This window comes from Bartonella callosciuri (genome assembly GCF_014203215.1).
Classification (GTDB): Bacteria; Pseudomonadota; Alphaproteobacteria; order Rhizobiales; family Rhizobiaceae; genus Bartonella; species Bartonella callosciuri.
In genome coordinates this window covers 256,867-278,304 of record NZ_JACHIM010000002.1, presented here as the reverse complement: position 1 = coordinate 278,304, position 21,438 = coordinate 256,867, and the positions used below count along the sequence as shown (strand labels likewise).

The following is a 21,438-nucleotide window of genomic DNA, read 5'->3' as shown; positions in this document are numbered from 1 at the left end:
TTATTTCTCCATGCTGTGATGTTTGTTTAAGCGATCAGCTGTTTCTTTAGACATATAGGTCTCATCATGTTTTGCTAAAATACGTGTACCTATAAAAAAACCTTGTTTATCAAAATATCCCTCTACGATAACCCCCTGACCTTCACGAAAAAGATCCGGTAAAACACCGTTGAAAATCACTTTTTCATGTTTGGTATTATCCGTTACGAAAAAAACGACGCTCATCTCTCCAACATATTCAACAGTTCCCTTTTCAACAAAACCGCCTAAACGCAAAGAGCGACCTGTTAGAATATCTTCTCTTGTAATTTCAGATGGCATTCGAAAAAAACTGATCGTATTACGCATTGCATATATAATAAGACTCATTGCAATTGCTATAACAAAACAAGACAATAAGGCTATCAGCAATCGTTTTTGCTTCCGCTGCTTTAAAATGATGCTCAATGAAGAAGGATTATGGAGAAATTGATTGTTCATAGACACTCTACAGAAATTCTTTTACAAATGCGGTGTATAAACATTTATTATTCACAGACCTTAGCTTTCAAAGAAAGCTTGGCATACCCTACATACGAACGTAAACTTTTTATCCAAGATCTTTACCACTTTCAAGCACCCCTTCTGATTTTATAAGCTAAACTGGCAAAAATCATTTTTCTTAGTATTCTAATTGGGTGCGTCACGTAACTGAATGATCATGGCTTCGATACGTGATCGTCCTGTAAAATTCTCAGGCATTGTATCAAGAAAATTTTGTAAAAACTGCACTGCCTGCACAGAATTGCCAGCCTGATGAAGCGCTTCAGCGAGTAATAAACGCGGATAAAAATCATTTGGCGCTAAATCTGCTGCTTTTTGAAAAGCACTTTGTGCTTCTTGCGTAATCATTCCCTCCTCATAACCAACCAATGCTAACCCATATCCAACAAGTCTTGGAGCCGTTTCTCCATTCAAGCGCAGCGCATCTAAATAAACGTTTACTGCGTCTTGAAAATAACCCTCCTCGAGATACACTACTGCTAACGCATCTGCTAACATGCCATCATGAGGTGAACGAAAAAAAAGTACTTGTAAACGAACAAGCTGTTCATGCTTACTGAGTAGCTTTGGATGCTTATCCATTAATTCGCTAAAAAAATAACTTTTAACTCCTGGATTGCCTCTTAAACTGTAGATGCTCCAAGTCATAAGAAGAACAAACAAGATACTCAAAGTTTTAAGGATATATCTTCTTTGATAAGACGTGGAAATCTTATCAGAATACACCGAATACAGATGACTTCTATAACTATCAAGAGCACTAGCTCTCCACTTTTTTTTTGTTCCATATTTATGGAGCGAAAGAAAAAGAATACCTGCTAGAAAAGTAAGAAAAAGTGCTGCCAAAACTAGTAATAGCATATCATTTTGTACCAATACGAAAATCAAAGCACAGAGCCAATTTACCCTTCTTTCTTATTCACAAAAATGCTGACATAAAATGATAGTCCCATTTTTTATGAATAGCATTATAAAGTTTATCCTTAATTTTTCTCATAGGCACAAGAGCATAAAAACAAACTTTATTTCTCTATTTTGATTATAAACATCTATCTTTTAAAATTCTGAAATGATTTTTTGCCCTCTATACTCCTGTAAAAACACTGTGGTATGCTTAAAAATTTCAATGTATATATGCTCTAAGTAAAGAAAAAATAATCTATCCTCATCTTGGTAATAAAACTTTTGCACACAGCCCCCCCAAAGCAGAACGCGATAAAAAAAGACTTCCTCCATATTCATTGACCATGTCTGAAACAATTGCTAATCCTAAACCTGTTCCCGGTTTGCTTTCATCAAATCGCCAACCTCTTTTTAATGCCTCATTAATTTGGTCTTCTTTTAAACCAAAACCATCATCTTCTACGAGGATACTAAAACATTTCGTTTCGTTAATATTTTCTTCCAAATGACAAGAGATCATAACTTTTGTGCGAGACCACTGAACAGCATTTTCGATCAAATTTCCCACTATTTCCTCTAAATCCTCCTTTTCACCAGAAAACACAATATCATCAACCTCCATAACAAATTGAAACTGTTTTTCAGGGTTAAGCTTTTTCATAACCCGCACCAAACGATCAACCACATTGCGAACAGATGTGTGATAAACGATACTGTCACACTGTGCTGCAATTCGTGCACGCTGAAGATAATGATTTATTTGAGCTTGTATTATTTCCGTTTGCTCTCTTAATAAAAGAGCCTGTTCTCCACACATCTTATCAACCTCATTCATAATTACTGACAGAGGAGTCTTTAATGAATGCGCAAGGTTACCAACTTGTGTGCGAAACCGTTCAATAATACGCTGATTGTTATTGATGAGAGCGTTCATCTCTTGTGCTAACGGCGTAACTTCGCTCACTAAATCCGTATTCATATAATGAACTCTGCTCTCACGAATATCATTTAATGCTTGTCGGACCAGCTTTAATGGTTGGAAACTAAAGAAAATAATAGCAATGTTGATAAGAACACTGCCTATACCAAAACTCCAAAGAAAAATTTGTAAAGTCTGCTTAAATTCCTGTACTTGTGCATGTGCTTCATCGATATTCCCAATAAGGCGAAAACGCGCAATATGATTCTGATCATCAAGAACAACATCACTTTCAATGACTTGTAACTTCTGACCGTTGTTTCCTTTTATCCTATAGGAGCGAAAGAACTTATTATCGAAAGGTATATCAACATCGCTTGGTGAAAATATTTTTCCCGTTCCCAATGATGGGGATGTCAACCTTCCTTTTAGATTATGTGATGTAGCAATAACTTCCCAATACCATCCCGTTTTTGGATCTGAATAACGAATATCATCAATCCCAACACCTTCTCTTAAATTCCCCTCTGGTGACACCGTTACTGTTGCAATGAGGCTATAAAGCTGAGCAGAAAGAATACGCTCTAAGCTTTGTTCACTTGAGCGCCTATAAAATAAAATACTCACAGCAGAAATCGATGAAAGCGAAATAACGACCCATAATGTCGATAAGATCATAACGCGTAAACTGAGAGACTTACTGACGAAAAAAAAGAGCTCCCTAAGCCAGTTATTCTTTTTTAAACATTCATTGATCACCTGGCGTTCTCACACGATAACCCATTCCACGAATGGTCTCAATTAAATCTACTCCAAGCTTTTTACGGAGCCGACCTACAAAAACTTCAACTGTGTTTGAATCCTTATCAAAATCCTGATCATAGAGGTGTTCGGTAAGCTCCGTCCTCGAAACCACCCTATCACAATGATGCATGAGATATGAAAGAAGTCTGAATTCATAGGAGGTTAATTTAATTAATTGATCATCAACAAAAATACGAGAGGTCTTGGTATCCAACACAACACTGCCGCAGCATAACGCGCTTGTCGCATGGCCAGCTGCTCGACGAATTAACGCCCGCAACCGCGCCATCACTTCTTCCAAATGAAATGGCTTAACTACATAATCATCCGCACCTACATCAATCCCAAGCACTTTATCAGACCAACGGTCCCGCGCTGTTAGCATCAAAACAGGCATGTTGCATCCTTCTTGACGCCACTTTTCAACAACACGAACGCCATCGATACGTGGCAAACCAATATCAAGTATGACAGCATCATAAGATTCTGTGCTTCCTAAAAAATAAGCCTCTTCACCATCAAAAGCACTATCCGAAACATAACCCGCACTCTTCACAGCCTCTGCTAATTGATGGTTGAGATTGCGATCATCTTCAACAATTAAAATACGCATCACCACATCTGCCAAATACTAATCGGCGGGAACAAAAACCTCAACACGGCGCAGTTTTTTACCATCACGCGCAGGCACAACAACCACAACCATACACATATCTTTCCCATCCTGAACAACTGGTTTTAAACGTACTAATACCCCATTCTCCTGGGCAGCAACCCTCCTCCCCAATTCGGCACAACCAGAAGCCAACATAGGATTCGCTCCCAAAAAAACTGCTATCATTGCAAACAAAAAAACTTTTTTTATCATCGATATTTCATAATCTATTCTTTTGAAGGTAAAAGTGAATAATGACTTTTTATCTATTCAAAATCACGCATGAGGAATAACATATCCTTTGTCATAGACATAATGAGCGGATTTTACTCCAAAATTTAGGAATTTCAAAATAAAATGTTTTTAAATATTGTAAAAATAACTGAAAAAGAAAAAGTTAAAAAAACATAAAATTTGAATATAAATAGAGTCTATAATTAACTAAATCATTGTAATCGTGAACTAAACTCTTTACTCTGTTAACACTATAGCAAAAAATCGCTTGTGCTCCATATAATCATTATAAATTTTTCTGGTCGCATTACTTTGTTATAGGTTCTCTTTAAATGTTTAATCTTTTAAAAAAAAAGAAAACAAAACATAATAAGCCATTCCACAGTCCTGCACTTATTGAATTAGATGCACGCTTCGATACAGTACTTTATCGCATCTGTTCTGCTAACAGTTTTTTCTGGAAAAGATCAAAAATTATCTCACAATATTTTCATACACAAGGATGGAAAAGATTTATAGTTGAAATTCTCGATGAAACACTGACATTAGGATTGATTGGTTTTACCCTTTTCACCATCGTTGGCATTTCTGTTTTTGAATTAACCAAAAAAGATTGGTATTTTCCTAAAAATTTTTCCATTCTTTTTCTAGATCGCTACGGAAATCCTATAGGACACCGTGGTGGACTACCGGCTGTGCCTGTCCCCGTTGAAGAAATGCCTGATTATGTCATTAAAGCTGTTCTTGCAACAGAAGACCGTCGTTTTTTTGATCACTGGGGAATTGATTTTTACGGTCTCACGCGGGCAATTTCACAAAATATGCAGGCTAAGAGTGTGGTCCAAGGTGGCTCAACTCTTACACAACAACTGGCTAAAAATTTATTCTTAACAAATGAAAGAACCATAACACGCAAAATCAAAGAAGCCTACCTTGCCCTTTGGTTAGAGGCAAATTTCAGCAAAAAACAAATTTTGCAACTTTATCTTGAGCGCGCATACATGGGAGGAAATAATTTTGGCATTGCAGCAGCTGCAAAATTTTATTTTGGAAAAAATATACGCAATGTATCCCTTAGCGAATCTGCTATGTTAGCAGGACTTTTCAAAGCTCCAACCAAATATGCTCCTCATAACCACCTCTTTGCCGCCCAAACACGAGCCAATGTGGTACTTGCTAATCTTGTTAGCAGCGGTTTTATGACTGAAAGTCAAATTATTAATGCCCATCATCATCCTGCTAAAGCTCTTACAAAAGTAAAAGATAGTCAACCTGAGTATTTTCTTGATTGGGCATTCGATGAAATCAAAAAAATAAGTGACCAACTTCCAAGCCATACTTTAATTGTTCAAACCACTCTCGATCCAGATATTCAAAAAGTAGCAGAAGAATCAATCGCGTATTATTTACACCAATATGGTCAACACTATCGTGTCACACAAGCCGCTACCGTCATCCTTGACAATAACGGCGCTGTACGTGCAATTGTTGGAGGAGTGGATTATAATAAAAGCCAATTTAATAGAGCAACACAAGGCGGCCGGCAACCTGGTTCTTCATTTAAACCTTATGTTTACGCAGCCGCAATGGAACATGGTCTGTCTCCCTCAACAATAGTCTTAGATGCCCCCATCAATTGGGGAGGTTGGTCCCCCAAAAATAACTCTGGTCGTTATCTTGGTAAAATTGACTTAGCAACTGCTTTAGCTTTTTCAATCAATACAGTGCCTGTCTATCTTACCTATCAATATCTCCACCGCGATACCCAACCCATCATAGATCTGATCAAAAATATGGGGATCAAGGCACATATTTTATCACACAAAACTATGGTTCTTGGCACATCCAATATGACACCCATGGATCAAGCAACCGGTTTTAATGTCTTTGCTAATGGAGGCATAGCTGGAAATCGCCATGGTTTCACGCAAATTAAAACAACAGATGGACATGTCATTTGGAACTTCGAGCATAACGGGAATAAACCACATCGAGTCCTCAGTGGACAATCAGCGGCTTATATGAATCAAATGATGGTTGGTGTCACAACACGAGGTTCCGGTAAACGAGCTTCTCTTCCCATGACTCTTGTTGCTGGCAAAACTGGAACTTCACAATCTTATCGGGATGCGTGGTTTGTTGGCTTTACGGGTAATTATACTGGAGCTGTATGGATGGGAAATGACAACTTTTCACCAATGAATCGCGCTTTTGGCGGCGGTGTTCCTGCCATGATATGGCACCGTATCATGCTTTCTGCACACAAAAATATCATGCTCAAACAACTCTATGGTGTCAAAGATTCTCTGCTCCCTTACCAGCCACCACCATCCCCTTCTCACAATGATTCTGGATTTGCACCCCAAATACCCTATACGCTCTCACCTGAAACTTTGAATATCGTCGGTCTGATTAACAACGCGCTAAAAAAGCACCTACAATCTCTTTGAAAAGGAAAACTATCAGGACTTCAAAACTTTAAACTCGAGATAGCCTAGAATGTTTGTTAAGATCATAATTCTCTTTTTCACTTTTGCCTTTTCCATTTTATGTGGGACATTGAGTGTCGATTATATACTCAATTCCTTTAATAATTTTGGACGCTTCACAATTGGAAAATGGAGTGCTTACCCTCAAGTGGGAACATCCAATAGTGATCCCTACACTCGTGCACGCACTGCCAAACGGGGTGACATTTCAATCGGGCGCACAGAAGGCCTTATTTTTCAAATCTGGAAAGATAACCACGGGCATCCGCTACGCTCCCATTGCCATTACTTACTCAAAGGTCACATCCCTGAAGCCCGCCTCTTCACACTTTATACAGCCGACAAATCACTCAAACCCTATACTGCATCCAAGGAAATACCCTTCGAACTCTACACCGACAATGTTACCTATGAAAATGATGGCTCATTACGGGTTAACATTGCACCCACACCCCAAGCTGGCAATTGGCTTGCAACGGTTAGTCAAAAAGAATTCGGGCTTCTTCTTACTTTATACGATACCTCAATCATCTCGGCAACGGCATTGCAAAAGCTTACAATGCCATCTGTTGAACAAATTCCATCAGGAAAAATAAACTGTGATTAGATTCATTTACGCTGCACTTCTTGCAATCATTGGTGCTATCATTGTCCATATTTGTGTTCTATTTTTGATACCCTATTGGACGCAAAATAATATATGGACAGGACTTAAAAAATCGGGAGCTCCTTATCAATTTTTTGACTTGGATGTAAATAATTCTATCCAGCAGACTACTGATCCACTCTTTCTCCTGAAAGTTTGCAGATTTGATCTCGAAAATGGCCCTGTTCATTTAAAAGCTTTGAAGACAACACAATTTTGGTCACTCGCAGCCTATACATACGACGGAATTATTTTCTACACCCTTAATGATCACACAGCCCCTGATGCTACACTCGACCTCATCATTGGAAAACCAGTACAAATCATAGAACTTAAACAATCAAAGCCTAAAAACAAGGTCAATTCAGTTTTGGTCGCTAAAAATTTGAATAAAGGTTTTGCACTCTTACGCATCTTTGCCCCTTCCTTCCTTGCAAAGAAAGAAAGCGAAGTCTTCTTTTCATCTGCAACCTGTCGCAGGTTGAGTGAATAAAGGAAGGCGATTTCCAACTGCACAAATGCTTATTTCTACAAGAGTGAAAAAGAACATATCAAAATGGTTATTTTCAGCTTTAATCAATTGAATGTCTAAATGAAAATACAATTCTTTATTATAACTTTAAAAAAGTTGAACTTTTTATTGAAAACAATCATTCATAATGATCTCCTATTGAAACATAAATCACTACACAAGTACAGAAAAAATCAACGGGTTGATTATAAATATGCAAAGAGAATACGATCTTTGTTGCACATGATCATATAATATTCAATAGGGAAAAATCCCTTTGACCAAGGAGTAATACAGAGAGCTCAAAATTCTGGACAAACAGAATTGTAGAAAACGGACAGCTAGTCATCTGAATTTATATTTCTTTGTGATTACAAACTATTCTCATCAAATTGGAAAGATTACACAATATTATAGAGAGAATGATTATTGCCCTCAATGAAGGAGCTAGAATAATTACCAGAACTTGATTGAACATTAAGCATCCTTGACCTTAAAAATAAGTGCTTTACTTTTGGTGTAAAACCAGAAGCTTTTTAAAGATATAAAATCTAATGAGTACTTTACCTAAGATTCAAAGTTGAGGGAAAGAAAACTTCATGAAAAAAAAATATGTTCGGTTAACTTCAAGGGCAGCAGTATGGTCCCCTCGTTTTGGCGGGTTGGCGTTCTTTATTTTGTTATTTTCAATCCTTTTACAGCGCTTTTCTGTGATTGATGTGGTCAATTTCATCATTTTAATGGTCATTTCTGCCTGCTGTGTTACTGTGTCTCTTTTTCTTGCACTCAAAGCACTTTACAGTTTGTGGGTATGTGGTGCTCGAGGCGGAATGAACGCCTTAAAAGGTATCATTTATTCATTGATAACTGCCACACCATTGGTGCTTTTTTGGTTTTTTTGGTTTTCTTTACCAGCTCTTCATGACATTTCTACGGATACACGAAGACCACCAGCTTTTTTTCGCACACTACGTCCCAATGATGCTTTACCGCTTAAGAGTGTTTTGATTAAACAAACGGCATTACAAATGTCACAATGGCCAGAACTTTCAGGACGTCGTTATGATGGTTCTCCTGATCATATTCTACAATCCGTTCTCAATGTTTTAGCTACTTATGATTGGCCTATTATGGCTCAACGAAAATTTAAAGGCGAAGAGAATGAGATTTATATTGAAACGATAGCAAAAACCTTTTACCTTGGTTTTATTTCAGACGTTGTGATACGCTTAACTGATGAAGGCGATACAACTTTTGTCGATATGCGTTCAGCTTCGCGTTATTTACCAAGAGACTTGGGGTCTAATGCGGCGTTTATTATTGATTTCATGGATGCACTTGATACAGAAATAGCTTCACTTCCTCTTTCTCAAGAAAATGAATAAAAGCTTAGAAATATTATCCACTCTATTTAGTAATACCGTTTATTTTCAAAATAAATTTTTTAACGTATAGAAACAAACAAATAGCTTATTACTTCCCACCCCCATAAGCATATTGACTAAACTGTTGACCGTCTCCAAAGCAATTTGTTAAATCTTTTTAGTACGTGAAGCATAGTTGAAATAGTTGCATTTTAATTCTAAACTTAAACACCAATAGTAAATTAATTATATTATCAGAAATCTTATCACAAAGTTAGAAAATAGGATTGACCCAATAAGCTAAAAAAATTCCGTACGGAGTTATGTTTACAATAAGAGCAGAAAATTACATCTTCATAAAGATCTAAAAAATATATTTATACTGTCATTGAACTCAGTCTCATTGCTATCATTTTGTGCACATGCACTAGATCGCGTCATTTATTTTTCAGGCAAACTTTCAACTGCATCTTACTTTCTCAGCATATAGACAATCTCTATGTTACTACTCTGTTTTCTTTTCAAATAACAGAAAACAGCTAGCAAAAAAATCAAAATGAAAAAGTTATAAAAAGGTTTGGGATTGATAAAAAGTAAATTTGTTGAATCAAATTCTTCAAATTGCTGAATCTTTATTTAATTTCATTAAAGACTGGCTGGGGTACCTGGATTCGAACCAGGGAATGCCGGTACCAAAAACCGGTGCCTTACCGCTTGGCTATACCCCAAAAGAGAAACATGCCCACACCTACCTCTGTAACCTTATAGCGATTCCTGTAATTGTGCGCAATATCTGAAAATTAAAGCTTTTAATTTTTTATCATAAAGTTTTGAAAGCCTATTAATATTGCATTCGTAAAAAATTTGTAACAGAATCTGCATCTCTTCACAACCCTAACACAAAAAAAACAGCCATTTCTCTATCATTTATTTTGTATAATTCTATATTTTATGTATCTAATGGATTCTTTGTGGATTGCATTTTTCTTGATATATCAAAATCTAAGTCTTTTAGATGAGTAGGAGAACAGAGGTGCTTCGTGCGTCAAAAGCTTTTTGTTTTCTTAACCACATCTGTGATGTTGGCTCGTTTTATCATACAATACGCCTCTTCCCCACTTACAAATTGGAGCAATAATGCGTACAAATACGATTAGCTTATCATAAATAAGCACATTTTTGGTCAATATGTGCAAACTTTTAATTATAATTGATCTTATGCGATATTTCTAAAGTCTGTGCAAAAACTGTGATAAAAGCAGTAATAAACTCCTATGAATAAGCTGAGAAGAACTTTCAAACATGAGAGACATTTTGTGTGGAAAATATTGTAGGTAACAAAAACAAGAGCTGACAGCTATCTAAATTGCTTTTGATGCCTTTTAATGAAATAGTACATCATTCTTTTAAAAAATGTATTTTTGTTAGTCTACGTATGTAAAAATTTCTTCAAAAGAAATATTATATAAATCAATAATATTTGAATTGATTAAGCACCTACATACAGAAAAAACACCTTTATAAAGAAGTGGTCATCAAAATTAATTTAATACAAATAGATATTCAACATTTGCTTTTAGATACTTTAAATGGCAAATTAGATTTGTGGAGTGAGCTTAACAATTAGAATCGAGGAGATTTTTAATGGCTTTTAAATTGGCTGAGTTGCCTTATGATTATGACGCCCTTTCGCCTTATATGTCACGCGAAACACTGGAATATCATCATGATAAGCATCACCTTGCTTATCTTACAAATACTAACAATTTTGTGAAAGATTTAGGCTTAGAAAATGAAAGCCTTGAAGATATTATTAAAAAAAATTTTGGAAAAAATGTTGGTTTGTTTAACAATGCAGCGCAATATTACAATCATAACCATTTTTGGCTTTGGATGAAAAAAGGCGGTGGTGGTAAAAATCTGCCTGAAAAGTTAGCAAAGGCTATTGAAACTGACCTAGGTGGTTATGATAAATTCCGCGCTGATTTTGTTGCGGCTGCCGTTGCCCAATTTGGTTCTGGATGGGCATGGATTGCTGTCAAAGATGGTAAGCTTGAAATTATGAAAACACCTAATGGTGAAAATCCTTTGATTCACGATGCCCGACCTATTTTAGGTGTAGATGTTTGGGAACATTCTTATTACATTGATTATCGCAATGCACGCCCCAAATATATCGAAGCTTTCGTAGATCATTTAATTAATTGGGATTATGTTTTGAAACTTTATGAAGATTGTGGATTTTAAACTTAGTTCTTTCATTTTCTTTATCAAAGGCTTCATAAGTGAATGAATTATGGAGCCTTTTAACTTTTAAGAAGATAAAAATGTTTAAATTAACCGTGGTTTTTTCCCACAAGCTTTAGGATATATGCGTAGATATATGCGACTTCTTCCAATTTTGAAAAACGTCCAGCTGCACCTGCATGACCTGAGTTCATATTAACGCGAAATAAAATTGCATTATCATCTGTTTTTAAGTCTCGTAATTTTGCTACCCACTTTGCAGGTTCCCAGTAGGTTACACGAGGATCTGTTAATCCTGTAATTACAAGTATAGGAGGATATTTTTGAGCTTTAACATTATCGTAAGGTGAATAGGAGGCAATAAGGTTGTAATCCTCTTCTGATTCAAGAGGGTTTCCCCATTCAGGCCACTCTGGAGGCGTTAGCGGCAATGAATCGTCTAACATGGTCGTTAAAACATCAACAAAAGGTACATTGGCTACGATTCCAGCAAAATCCTGTGGAGCTATATTGGCAATAGCCCCCATCAACATTCCTCCTGCTGAACCACCGTGAGCAATCAATCGATCATGCGAAGTGAATTTATTGTTTACAAGGTAACGGCCACAAGCAATAAAATCTGTGAATGTATTACATTTAAAGCGGTGCTTTCCTTTTTCATACCATTCAACTCCCTTTTCCTTTCCTCCACGAATGTGAGCAATAGCGTAAATAAAACCTCTATTAACCAAAGAAAGAACATTGCTATTAAAACTGACTGGAATAGAAATTCCATAGGCACCATAACCGTAAAGTAAACAGGGTGCACTTCCATTAAGAGCTGTTGTTTTGTGATAAAAAAGTGAAATAGGAATCTTCTCACCATCGTCTGCTATTGCTGTAATACGTCGTGTGACATACTCATTTTTACTATGCCCAGAAGGAATTATTTGCGTTTTTAGAAGCGTCCGTTTACGACTCTTCATCTCATAGTCAAACACTTGATCAGGTGTTGTCATAGACGAATAGGAAAAGCGAAGGGTCGGGCTATTATATTCTGCAGCACCTTGTAAACCTAAAGAATAAGCCTCTTCAGAAAAAGAAATGGAATGAATTTTCTTAGTAGTACGCTCCATAACTTTTATGCGAGGAAGCCCTTCAAAACGTTCAAGCCAAATAAGAAAATCCTGATAAGCATCATGGGACAATATCAGGCACCCAAGTTGATGTGGCACAAGTTCAGACCAATTTTCTGATTGTGGAGCTTTATAAGGCGCTACCATAATCTTGAAATCTTTTGCATTATCTAGATTGGTCAGAATATAAAAAACATCACCACCTTCTGTAAGTGAATATTCAATACCTTTTTGTCGCTTCCGTACACATTGGGGAGCAGTAAAAGGTGATTCAGCAGGAATCAACCATATCTCGGATGTTTCATGATCATGAATATTAATGTAAATAACATCATTAAGCTTGGAACCGCTTACATGTAAAAAAAAACCTGGATTATCTTCACGAAAAATAAGCTTATCTTGCGATTGGTCAGTGTTTAATCGGTGATAATAGAGCTCAGAAGGACGATGATTTTCATCCATTCTAGTATAAAAAAAACCTTCCGATTTAGCATCCCACACAATCTGTCCAGATGTATCAGTAATTATGTCCATACAGTCAGATACTGTTTCCAAATTACGAACTTTAGCTGTGTAAAATTCTGATCCTTTGTCATCATAAGTCCATACAACATGTGTATGATCGGGAGATTCTTGAACTAAACCAAAATTGAAATACTCTTTACCTTCAGCCAAAGCATCCCCATTCAGGTAAATGTTTTTTTCCCCGCCATTTTTTGGTGTACGAAAATAATGTGGTTGTTGACCTCCCGTGACATAAGAAAATCCGTAAGCAAAAGGTCCATGTTTGATAGGAACAGAACTGTCAGTCTCTTGGATGCGACCTTTCATTTCGGTAAAAAGTAAATCTTGTAACGATTTTGTATCAGCCATTTGAGTAGCTTGATAAGCATTTTCATTTTCGAGATAATGCCGAATGTTTGCATCAAGACAGTTCGGATTTTTAAAAACATCCTGCCAATTAGATGCACGTAGCCAATGATAAGGATCATCACGACAAATACCGTGATGTTTTTCTTGATAAGCAATTTTGGGTGCTTTAGGGGGAAGTACAAAAGAGCAGGTCATACACGATCCTATTAAAAGATATTGAGGGTTTCATTTATATTTAGAATCATATCATTTATGCAAGTGCGTAAATCTGTAAATTCCGTTTACTTGCCCAAATAAAGCTGTAACAGTTCCTATAATAATATTTTGCACTCCCTTCATTGCATATCACAACTCTCGTCTTCTATGAGAAGTATGCTACTTTTGAAGTGACAGGCAGAAAAAATTAAGCTATTTGGCAGTGGAAATTGAATTTTTTTAAACTGTGTAGTTGATTTTCAAATATATACAATAAAAATTTATTTTAGAAAAATTTTATTATATCAGTATTATAAATTGGTAATATAAAATATTTTTTATTTGCATTTATATATTATTGTATATTATTTCATATATTATCTAATTTTAATGTATATTTTATTTTTTATTTCTATATTATTATGTAAATAAATATATTTATGCTATATTATTTTCTACATTCGTTATATACTTTTATTTGTACATGATTTTTTATAGAATAAGGATATCTTTCAATAGGTAAGAAACTGGCTCTTCTTATCGAATATTATGACTAAAAATAGGTATTTGTTTGATTTTTTTGTGTTTTGGCAATTTTATAGAATAATTGAATTGACAAAAAAGATTTTTGTACAATATGAGATCTATGTGCATGCGATCTCTGTATTATGAGTATATGTGCTATATCTCGATTTTAAATTACTCAATTTTAAATTAAAGGAAACAAGAATGGAACATCGTCCAGTCTTAGAGACTGAAAGCAATTTAGTTATTACATTGGTTGCTGATATCGTTGCTGCCTATGTAAGTAACAATTCTATCCGACCGACTGAGGTGCCAAGTTTAATTGCTGATGTTCATGCCGCTTTTTGTAAAGCGGGGAATGTAGAATTAACAGAAATCGAAGTTGAAAAGCAAAGGCCAGCCGTTAACCCAAAACGTTCAATTTTCCCGGATTATCTCATCTGTCTTGAAGATGGTAAAAAATTTAAATCTTTAAAGCGTCATCTTATGACACATTATGGAATGTTGCCAGAAGAATATCGTGAAAAGTGGCAGTTAGATAGTTCTTATCCTATGGTTGCACCTAACTATGCAAAAGCACGCTCAGCTTTGGCGAAGGAAATGGGGCTTGGACGTAAAAGCAAAGGGAAGAAAACCAAGTGATTTTGTTTTTCAAAAATGGTTATCTGTAGTATATTAAAGCACTTTTTAACAGTTAGATTTCATATGGAGTTTTTGTTTAATGTTTGCGACGAGGGGGCTCTTTTATATTATACATAACTCTCTTTACGAATCTGTTCAATCATCGATTTAAGACCATTTGATCGTTGTGGTGTAAGGTTTTCATTTAAACCAAGTTTTTCGAAGAGTTCTTCAACATTGGCATTGCGAATTTCAGAAGCTTTTTTTCCTGAATAGAAGGCAAGAAGAATGTAGATAAGCCCACGCACAATATGGGCATCAGAATCACCTTGAAAGGTTAATATTGGATTTTCTGAATTACTACGTGAAGATAAAAGCCATACTTGGCTAACACACCCAGGCACTTTGTGAGAATCATTTCGAGCACTTTCCGGAAAAGGTGGTAGTTCGTGGCCAAGTTCAATCACATAACGATAACGATCTTCCCAATTATCCAGAAGAGAAAAGTTCTCTATAATATTATCGATCGTTTCTGCCATAATCTCAGTCCTGTTTTGTCTTAATGATCATACTGTATGTATTTAGATGGTAGATAAGTGCTTATTTTCTTAACATAACACCAATGATGAACGTTAAAAATCTTTATTTCAACGGTAAGGCAGTATGTTTCTGTTGTCGTACCGACTCTTGTGTTCCCATCTTAGACTTAACATTTGGGCGAGCTGCCATATTTTTGTCATTCAATATGCGTCCCAAATATTCGTAAGCTACCTTTGCACCATAATATGCGCGTTCGCCAAGTGAACTTAAAAAGGACTTCCCAACTTTACAGGCTTTTACATTACGGTCACAGAACGTTCCTAAATCATTTAAAAATTCCTTAAAAGCAATAATCGCTTCACTCGTTGTTGTTTCACTATTTCTTTGAGGAGAAGAATGATTAGTGCTCGGCTTTGCTACAAAAAATGAAACAATGACAAAAACAAAAAACAAAAAAAATGATAATTTGATCAAAAAACGTATCATGAGCAGCCAATTTACCGCAGTTATAAATGAAACAGAAAAGCAGTCTATACTCTTCTTCTTTATAAAAAATTTATAAAATTAGTCTTTTATAGAATTGAGCAATCGCTTATCAGCGTTCGTAGTATTAATGTTCGTAGTATTAATGATGTCATTATAATATATGATACAGCTGTACAAAAACGAGACGTCTTATCCTTTCCTTAGAACGTGAAAATCAGAATTATACCGTAAAAAATAAAAGCGTTGAAAATATGTGAACCTGTACTCTCATTACATACATTGAGAACAAAGATACTACGTAAAAAACAATAGCTGATAACTATGGTAATGCGTGATGGTTAGGTTACTATCCAATACAGGTTGCAATTTCCTGTTTCACAAAAAAGCATAAATATAAAATTACAAAGATGAAGCAAGAAATCTATTCTTTTGCAGATTTTTAAAAATCACTTCAGTTGATATTTATAAAATTTATTGAATATTAGTAGAGTAGATTTATACTAAGAGTAGATATGATATTGGAAGACAATGATGTCTCATAACATCATATATGTAAGACATTTGAAAGAGATATGCACTACCATAATCTCTGCAACGTGATAGGCAAATTTGTTTCAAATTGATCTCACATACTCCAAAATCTATTGCAAAAAATGAGGAAATGACAGAGCACTTTCAGTTTAGATGACGATATGACTTGCAAGCATAAAGATGATATTGCAGAGGTGGATGCTCTTTTTATACATTCTAAAAATGCTTCAGAATATGAAATTAAGAAAAATGGATGAGGGCTATTATTGATTTATCAGCTTAGACATTGATACGCCAAACCTTCTCATTTTAACAATTTGAAAAAAGAGGCAACAATGCGACATATATCTTCCTCTCTCTGAAAGTGAGAATAATTTATTTTTGTTTCTATGTAAGAAACAATCACAATTGGAAATAAAAAATAAAAATAATGACAAAAAAACGAAAGACTCGCAGAACAAAAAACGTAAAAAAGCGTAAATACCACAGTAGTATTGTTATAACAGTTCTTCTTATCAGTGGTCGCTTTCTTTTTTGGATAGCAAAAACACTTTACTTCTATACACGCAAAAATGCTTTGTTTTTTGTTGGATTCTTTCTTTTTAATATTAGTTTTGTATTTTTTTCTGTTAATGCTTTATTTTTGCAAACAACAACGTATCAGGATGTTTTTCCTAAAACGAAATTCACATTTGCTCCAGAGATTGAGCAAAACTCTACTTTATCTGCAAAAAAAGAAACACTTCACACACTTTCTCGTGCTACTTCTGTACCTTTTCCAAACAACCTACGCACAAATTTATCTTCACATTCTCCCACAGAAAATACCCTAAAAATACAAAAAAAGCTGGCAAAACTAGGGCTTTATAATGGTCCTTTAGATGGGTTAGAAGGACCTAAAATGCTTCGTGCCATAGCACTATGGAAACAACAAGCCGCCCAGGAAAAACAAAACAATAGTTTATCCAAACCGGAAATAGATGAAATTGCGGTATTAATTAAGCGTAGCGAAATGGAAATGGCAAATGAGACAACAAAAACTAAAGATATATCTCTCTCAAAAGAAACTGTTTTAGTGCCTCCTGTTGCAGATATTATACAAGTGCAAAAAGCTTTACGTCTTTTTGGTAATCAGGAAGTTATTGTCACAGGTGTAGAGGACCAAAAGACAATAGAAGCCTTAAGACAGTTTCAAAAAATGTTTGATCTTCCCATAACAGGTAAGATTGATCATACAGTTTTGATGAAAATGCGTGAAGTTGGTTTGTTAAATTGAAGATAAGCCTCTATCTTATAAAGCAAACACTGAAACTATGGCAATAATTTACTATCCCACCTTATCCCTTTTCCTATGAATACATCAAAGTACACTGTCCCATCTCCCACATATACAATTATGGTATGTCCTGTATTTTTATCCTTTTCTTGAAGAAAAAGAAGAATACATACAATTTATTCTGCGTCTCCCAATCAACACATTGATTTACAAAGATAACTCTTCTTTTTTGCAACTTGAAAAAAGTGCTTAATACAGCAATATTTCCTTATCATTCCCCCCTTATCATAAATCAAAAAGATCGTTCGCTTGCACATTACAAGAGGGATTAGGTATGAATAAAAATATTTAAGAAACAAATAAATATGCTTATTATGAAGAGTCTACATGTAAGAACAGCGGCCACACAATGAAAATATCCCCAAAACCTTTATGTCTTTTTTGTAATTGCCGATTGTGCTGCTGCTAAACGTGCAATCGGTACCCGAAAAGGAGAACATGACACATAATCCAGATTATTTTCTTCACATAAAGTAATAGAAGCAGGATCGCCTCCGTGTTCACCACAAATTCCTAGTTTAAGTTTTCTACGCTGTGAACGACCACGCTGTGCAGCAATAGCAATAAGCTCCCCTACCCCATCACGATCAATAGATACGAAAGGATCTTGTTCTAAAAGCCCTTTTTGAAAATAGGTTTCCAAAAAGGGAGCGGCATCATCACGTGAAATTCCAAAAGCAGTTTGCGTCAAATCGTTTGTACCAAATGAAAAAAACTCAGCAGTTTGTGCAATTTCATCTGCCCGAAGAGCTGCTCTTGGAAGCTCAATCATCGTTCCAACCATGTACTGAATAGTGATTTCTTTTTTTTTCATCACTTCATCAGCTATCTGATCAATACGAGCTTTAACAAAATCAAGTTCAGATTTAAGGGCTATAAGCGGCACCATAATTTCAAGCATAACAGGAGATCCAGTTTTTTCAGCAGCTTGTGCTGCTGCTTCAAAAATCGCCCGCGCTTGCATTTCTGCAATTTCTGGATAAGTAATCGCTAAACGGCATCCTCGTAATCCAAGCATAGGATTAAATTCGTGCAACTGCTGTGCGCGTTCAGAAAGCACTCTAACAGAAACTCCCATAACCGTTGCAACATCAAGAATTTCAGCATCCGTTTTTGGTAAAAATTCATGGAGTGGTGGATCTAGCAAGCGGATAGTAACAGGTAAACCACACATAATTTCAAACAATTCCGTAAAGTCTGAGCGTTGCATTGGCAAAAGTTTATCCAATGCTTTACGACGACCACTTTCATCATTACTTAAAATCATTTCCCGCATGGCAACAATACGTTCACCAGAAAAAAACATATGTTCCGTACGGCAAAGTCCAATACCTTCAGCCCCAAAGGAACGCCCCATACGTGCATCAGATGGTGTCTCAGCATTGGCGCGAACTCTTAGACGCCGCATTCCATCAGCCCACTCCATCAATTTTGCAAAATCTCCACAAAGCTCAGGTTGCAACATTGCAACCCTTCCTTTTAAAATTTCCCCACTTCCACCATCAATCGTAATAATATCACCCTTTTTAAAACTTTGTCCTGAAGCAAACATTGTGTTTGTATTATAATCAATCCGTATATTACCAGCACCAGAAATACATGGCTTTCCCATACCGCGCGCGACAACAGCAGCATGACTTGTCATACCACCGCGCGTTGTTAAAATCCCTTCTGCAGCATGCATCCCATGAATATCTTCTGGACTTGTCTCTACACGCACCAAAATAACTTTGCGGCCTTCTGCCGATGCCGTTTCCGCCTCTTCCGAAGTAAAAACAATCTCACCCATTGCCGCTCCCGGAGAAGCAGGTAAGCCACGAGCAATGACAAAACGTTTTGCTTTGGGATCAAGAGTCGGGTGTAAAAGTTGATCAAGCGATTTTGCATCGATTCGCATCACCGCCTCTTCACGACTTATCAATCCCTCCTCAACCATTTCAATCGCCATTTTTAAAGCTGCACGAGCTGTTCGCTTTCCTGAGCGAGTCTGCAACATCCATAATTTGCCTTTTTCAATTGTAAATTCCAGATCTTGCATATCCCGATAATGCTGTTCAAGCTTCTGCGCGATCTGACACAGTTTTCCAAAAGCTTCTGGCATGATTTCTTCTAAAGATGGCTTATTTGAGCCTGCAACAATACGTGCATTTTCTGTAATATTTTGGGGAGTTCGAGTGCCTGCCACAACATCTTCACCCTGCGCATCCACTAAAAACTCACCGTAAAGCTCTTTTTGTCCCGTAGACGGATTACGTGTGAAAGCAACACCTGTTGCCGAATCTTCACCCATATTGCCAAAAACCATGGCTTGCACATTAACTGCCGTGCCCCAACTTTCAGGAATATTATGTAAACGGCGATAAGTAACTGCACGCGCTGTCATCCAACTTGAAAAAACTGCTCCAATCGCTTCCCATAACTGTTGTTCAGGATCTTGTGGAAAAGGCTTTCCTAATTTTTCTTCAACATATGCTTTATAAGAAATAATAACATCTTTCCAATCATCTGCTGTCATTTCTGTATCAACAATATAACCATTACGTGCTTTTGTTTCATCAAGTATCTCTTCGAAATACGAATGGTCTAATCCCAAAACAACATTAGAATACATTTGGATAAAACGGCGATAACTGTCATAAGCAAAACGTTCATTATTGGCTTGTAAAGCAATTGCTTTTACAGTCTTATCATTCATACCAAGGTTAAGCACTGTATCCATCATCCCTGGCATAGAAGCCCGAGCTCCTGAGCGAACAGAAAGTAAAAGTGGCCTTTTTTCATTTCCAAATTCACGTTCTGTTTGTTCACCAACGCGCTTAAGTGCTTGCTTAACAACTTTCTGTAATTCTTCTGGATATGATTTGTCATGTGCATAATAAAAATTACAAACTTCTGTTGTAAGGGTAAATCCAGGCGGGACAGGCAGGCCAAGATTACTCATTTCGGCCAAATTAGCCCCTTTGCCACCAAGAAGACTGCGCTGACTTGCACTTCCTTCTGCACTGCCATTCCCAAAACTATAAACCCACTTTGTCATCACACAAGTCCTCTCATATCAGCACTAAAACACCATTTGATCCGAGCCCACCATCAAAAGTAATAATTCTCTTCAAAATTGGTCAAACCAAAGAAAATATTGCCCCAGAAATGCACAAAAACCACCCCTCCAAAAAGGGAAATGCTCACAAGTATCAAGATACATCTTTTGTAAGAAAAATTTAGTTTTTAAGAAAACTATCAATCACCGAAAAGAAGTCTTCTACTGACATAGCCCCTTCATATTTACTACCATTGATAAAAAAAGTAGGTGTTGCTGTAACACCAAGCTCTTTACCACGCTCAAAAGATGCATTCACTTCATCTAAAATGGTCTGATTTTTCAAACAAGTATTAAAACTTTCATCCGTAAAACCCGCCATTAAGCTAATTTTCTTCAATGGTATCAAAGCATCTCGTCCCCAAACCCATTCATGCTGTTTTTGAAATAAAACTTCTATCAAAGGAAAATAGCGATCTTCTGGTGCACACCGCGCCAACATAAAACCTGCTGTCGCCCGAGGATCAAAAGCATATTCGCGGAAAATAAGTTTTACTTTCCCTGTTCTGATATATTTTTTACGAAGCTGAGGAAGGATATCATTATAAAAATGCGCACAATGAATACATGTCAAAGAAGCATATTCAATAATTGTTACTGGTGCATTCACCTCTCCCTCAAACCGATCCTTCACTTTTCCCGATTGCAGGAGCTTAGCCATATCGACAGTTGCAGCTGGTGGTTTGACGCTACTAGCGACAACAACCGTTGCACTAATTTTTAGAGCTGCCATTAAGAGAAAAATGATCCCGAAAGACAAAAAAGAACGAAATTTTATCATAGATAATACTTTTCTGTTGTTAT

General features: G+C 36.3%; 16 protein-coding genes, 1 tRNA gene and 1 pseudogene. 7 read left to right on the top strand and 11 right to left on the bottom strand.

Going from position 1 to position 21,438, the window contains the following annotated elements:
- The 5 genes from ccmE to HNQ69_RS03080 form a co-directional block, all read right to left on the bottom strand.
- Positions 1-480 (bottom strand): cytochrome c maturation protein CcmE, encoded by a 480-nt coding sequence (gene ccmE / locus HNQ69_RS03100; protein WP_183228614.1) that lies wholly within the window; start codon positions 478-480, stop codon positions 1-3.
- 189 nt (positions 481-669) lie between these two features.
- The gene (locus HNQ69_RS03095) at positions 670-1,404 is read right to left on the bottom strand and encodes a tetratricopeptide repeat protein (protein WP_183228613.1); all 735 of its coding nucleotides are present in this window, start codon (positions 1,402-1,404) and stop codon (positions 670-672) included.
- A gap of 304 nt (positions 1,405-1,708) precedes the next feature.
- Complete coding sequence (locus tag HNQ69_RS03090) at positions 1,709-3,043, bottom strand: ATP-binding protein (RefSeq protein ID WP_210302663.1); 1,335 nt, start codon at positions 3,041-3,043, stop codon at positions 1,709-1,711.
- A 70-nt stretch (positions 3,044-3,113) separates the two neighbouring features.
- Positions 3,114-3,782, bottom strand: a complete 669-nt coding sequence (locus HNQ69_RS03085; RefSeq protein WP_183228694.1) for a response regulator transcription factor — start codon at positions 3,780-3,782, stop codon at positions 3,114-3,116.
- An 18-nt stretch (positions 3,783-3,800) separates the two neighbouring features.
- Positions 3,801-4,037, bottom strand: a complete 237-nt coding sequence (locus HNQ69_RS03080; protein ID WP_183228612.1) for a hypothetical protein — start codon at positions 4,035-4,037, stop codon at positions 3,801-3,803.
- Positions 4,038-4,390: 353 nt separating this feature from the next.
- Between HNQ69_RS03080 and HNQ69_RS03075 the strand changes: the two are divergent.
- From HNQ69_RS03075 to HNQ69_RS03060, 4 genes and pseudogenes are all read left to right on the top strand, one after another.
- Positions 4,391-6,540, top strand: a pseudogene (locus HNQ69_RS03075) (transglycosylase domain-containing protein).
- A gap of 17 nt (positions 6,541-6,557) precedes the next feature.
- Entirely contained in the window at positions 6,558-7,154 is a 597-nt protein-coding gene (locus tag HNQ69_RS03070) for a DUF1214 domain-containing protein (protein ID WP_183228610.1), read from the top strand.
- The gene (locus tag HNQ69_RS03065) at positions 7,147-7,686 is read left to right on the top strand and encodes a hypothetical protein (protein ID WP_183228609.1); all 540 of its coding nucleotides are present in this window, start codon (positions 7,147-7,149) and stop codon (positions 7,684-7,686) included. Before HNQ69_RS03070 ends, HNQ69_RS03065 begins: the two co-directional genes overlap by 8 nt.
- A 617-nt stretch (positions 7,687-8,303) precedes the next feature.
- On the top strand, positions 8,304-9,089 hold the full coding sequence (locus HNQ69_RS03060; RefSeq protein WP_183228608.1) for a DUF1499 domain-containing protein: 786 nt from the start codon (positions 8,304-8,306) through the stop codon (positions 9,087-9,089).
- A 632-nt stretch (positions 9,090-9,721) separates the two neighbouring features.
- Here HNQ69_RS03060 and HNQ69_RS03055 read toward each other — a convergent pair.
- Positions 9,722-9,796 (bottom strand) — tRNA-Gln (locus HNQ69_RS03055).
- A gap of 916 nt (positions 9,797-10,712) precedes the next feature.
- Between HNQ69_RS03055 and HNQ69_RS03050 the strand changes: the two genes are divergently transcribed.
- Positions 10,713-11,315, top strand: coding sequence for a superoxide dismutase (locus HNQ69_RS03050; protein WP_183228607.1), 603 nt, complete (start codon positions 10,713-10,715; stop codon positions 11,313-11,315).
- An 89-nt stretch (positions 11,316-11,404) separates the two neighbouring features.
- Here HNQ69_RS03050 and HNQ69_RS03045 read toward each other — a convergent pair whose 3' ends face one another.
- Positions 11,405-13,498 (bottom strand): S9 family peptidase, encoded by a 2,094-nt coding sequence (locus HNQ69_RS03045; protein ID WP_183228606.1) that lies wholly within the window; start codon positions 13,496-13,498, stop codon positions 11,405-11,407.
- Between the two features lie 729 nt (positions 13,499-14,227).
- Between HNQ69_RS03045 and HNQ69_RS03040 the strand changes: the two genes are divergently transcribed.
- On the top strand, positions 14,228-14,665 hold the full coding sequence (locus HNQ69_RS03040; RefSeq protein WP_183228605.1) for a Ros/MucR family transcriptional regulator: 438 nt from the start codon (positions 14,228-14,230) through the stop codon (positions 14,663-14,665).
- 107 nt (positions 14,666-14,772) lie between these two features.
- On the opposite strand, the gene HNQ69_RS03035 is transcribed toward HNQ69_RS03040, so the two are convergent.
- Positions 14,773-15,183 carry a SufE family protein gene (locus tag HNQ69_RS03035; RefSeq protein WP_183228604.1) on the bottom strand — a complete coding sequence of 137 codons (411 nt, stop codon included), beginning with the start codon at positions 15,181-15,183 and terminating at the stop codon, positions 14,773-14,775.
- 103 nt (positions 15,184-15,286) lie between these two features.
- On the bottom strand, positions 15,287-15,670 hold the full coding sequence (locus HNQ69_RS03030; protein ID WP_183228603.1) for a DUF5330 domain-containing protein: 384 nt from the start codon (positions 15,668-15,670) through the stop codon (positions 15,287-15,289).
- Positions 15,671-16,631: 961 nt separating this feature from the next.
- On the opposite strand from HNQ69_RS03030, the gene HNQ69_RS03025 reads away from it, so the two are divergent.
- Positions 16,632-17,477: a peptidoglycan-binding domain-containing protein gene (locus HNQ69_RS03025; RefSeq protein WP_183228602.1), complete on the top strand. Its 846-nt coding sequence runs from the start codon at positions 16,632-16,634 to the stop codon at positions 17,475-17,477.
- Positions 17,478-17,907: 430 nt separating this feature from the next.
- Here the strand turns inward: HNQ69_RS03025 and ppdK are convergent, their stop codons facing one another.
- Positions 17,908-20,574 (bottom strand): pyruvate, phosphate dikinase, encoded by a 2,667-nt coding sequence (gene ppdK / locus HNQ69_RS03020; RefSeq protein ID WP_183228601.1) that lies wholly within the window; start codon positions 20,572-20,574, stop codon positions 17,908-17,910.
- 181 nt (positions 20,575-20,755) lie between these two features.
- A complete protein-coding gene (locus HNQ69_RS03015) occupies positions 20,756-21,415 on the bottom strand; it encodes a DsbA family protein (RefSeq protein ID WP_183228600.1) in 660 nt (219 codons plus the stop codon).
- Between the last annotated feature and the right edge of the window lie 23 nt (positions 21,416-21,438).

Bases quoted from the DNA above. Each gene is read 5' to 3' on its own strand.
- ccmE (WP_183228614.1), bottom strand. From the start codon at position 480: ATGAACAATCAATTTCTCCATAATCCTTCTTCATTGAGCATCATTTTA.
- HNQ69_RS03095 (WP_183228613.1), bottom strand. From the start codon at position 1,404: ATGCTATTACTAGTTTTGGCAGCACTTTTTCTTACTTTTCTAGCAGGT.
- HNQ69_RS03090 (WP_210302663.1), bottom strand. From the start codon at position 3,043: ATGATCTTATCGACATTATGGGTCGTTATTTCGCTTTCATCGATTTCT.
- HNQ69_RS03085 (WP_183228694.1), bottom strand. From the start codon at position 3,782: ATGCGTATTTTAATTGTTGAAGATGATCGCAATCTCAACCATCAATTA.
- HNQ69_RS03080 (WP_183228612.1), bottom strand. From the start codon at position 4,037: ATGATAAAAAAAGTTTTTTTGTTTGCAATGATAGCAGTTTTTTTGGGA.
- HNQ69_RS03070 (WP_183228610.1), top strand. From the start codon at position 6,558: ATGTTTGTTAAGATCATAATTCTCTTTTTCACTTTTGCCTTTTCCATT.
- HNQ69_RS03060 (WP_183228608.1), top strand. From the start codon at position 8,304: ATGAAAAAAAAATATGTTCGGTTAACTTCAAGGGCAGCAGTATGGTCC.
- HNQ69_RS03050 (WP_183228607.1), top strand. From the start codon at position 10,713: ATGGCTTTTAAATTGGCTGAGTTGCCTTATGATTATGACGCCCTTTCG.
- HNQ69_RS03045 (WP_183228606.1), bottom strand. From the start codon at position 13,498: ATGACCTGCTCTTTTGTACTTCCCCCTAAAGCACCCAAAATTGCTTAT.
- HNQ69_RS03040 (WP_183228605.1), top strand. From the start codon at position 14,228: ATGGAACATCGTCCAGTCTTAGAGACTGAAAGCAATTTAGTTATTACA.
- HNQ69_RS03035 (WP_183228604.1), bottom strand. From the start codon at position 15,183: ATGGCAGAAACGATCGATAATATTATAGAGAACTTTTCTCTTCTGGAT.
- HNQ69_RS03030 (WP_183228603.1), bottom strand. From the start codon at position 15,670: ATGATACGTTTTTTGATCAAATTATCATTTTTTTTGTTTTTTGTTTTT.
- HNQ69_RS03025 (WP_183228602.1), top strand. From the start codon at position 16,632: ATGACAAAAAAACGAAAGACTCGCAGAACAAAAAACGTAAAAAAGCGT.
- ppdK (WP_183228601.1), bottom strand. From the start codon at position 20,574: ATGACAAAGTGGGTTTATAGTTTTGGGAATGGCAGTGCAGAAGGAAGT.
- HNQ69_RS03015 (WP_183228600.1), bottom strand. From the start codon at position 21,415: ATGATAAAATTTCGTTCTTTTTTGTCTTTCGGGATCATTTTTCTCTTA.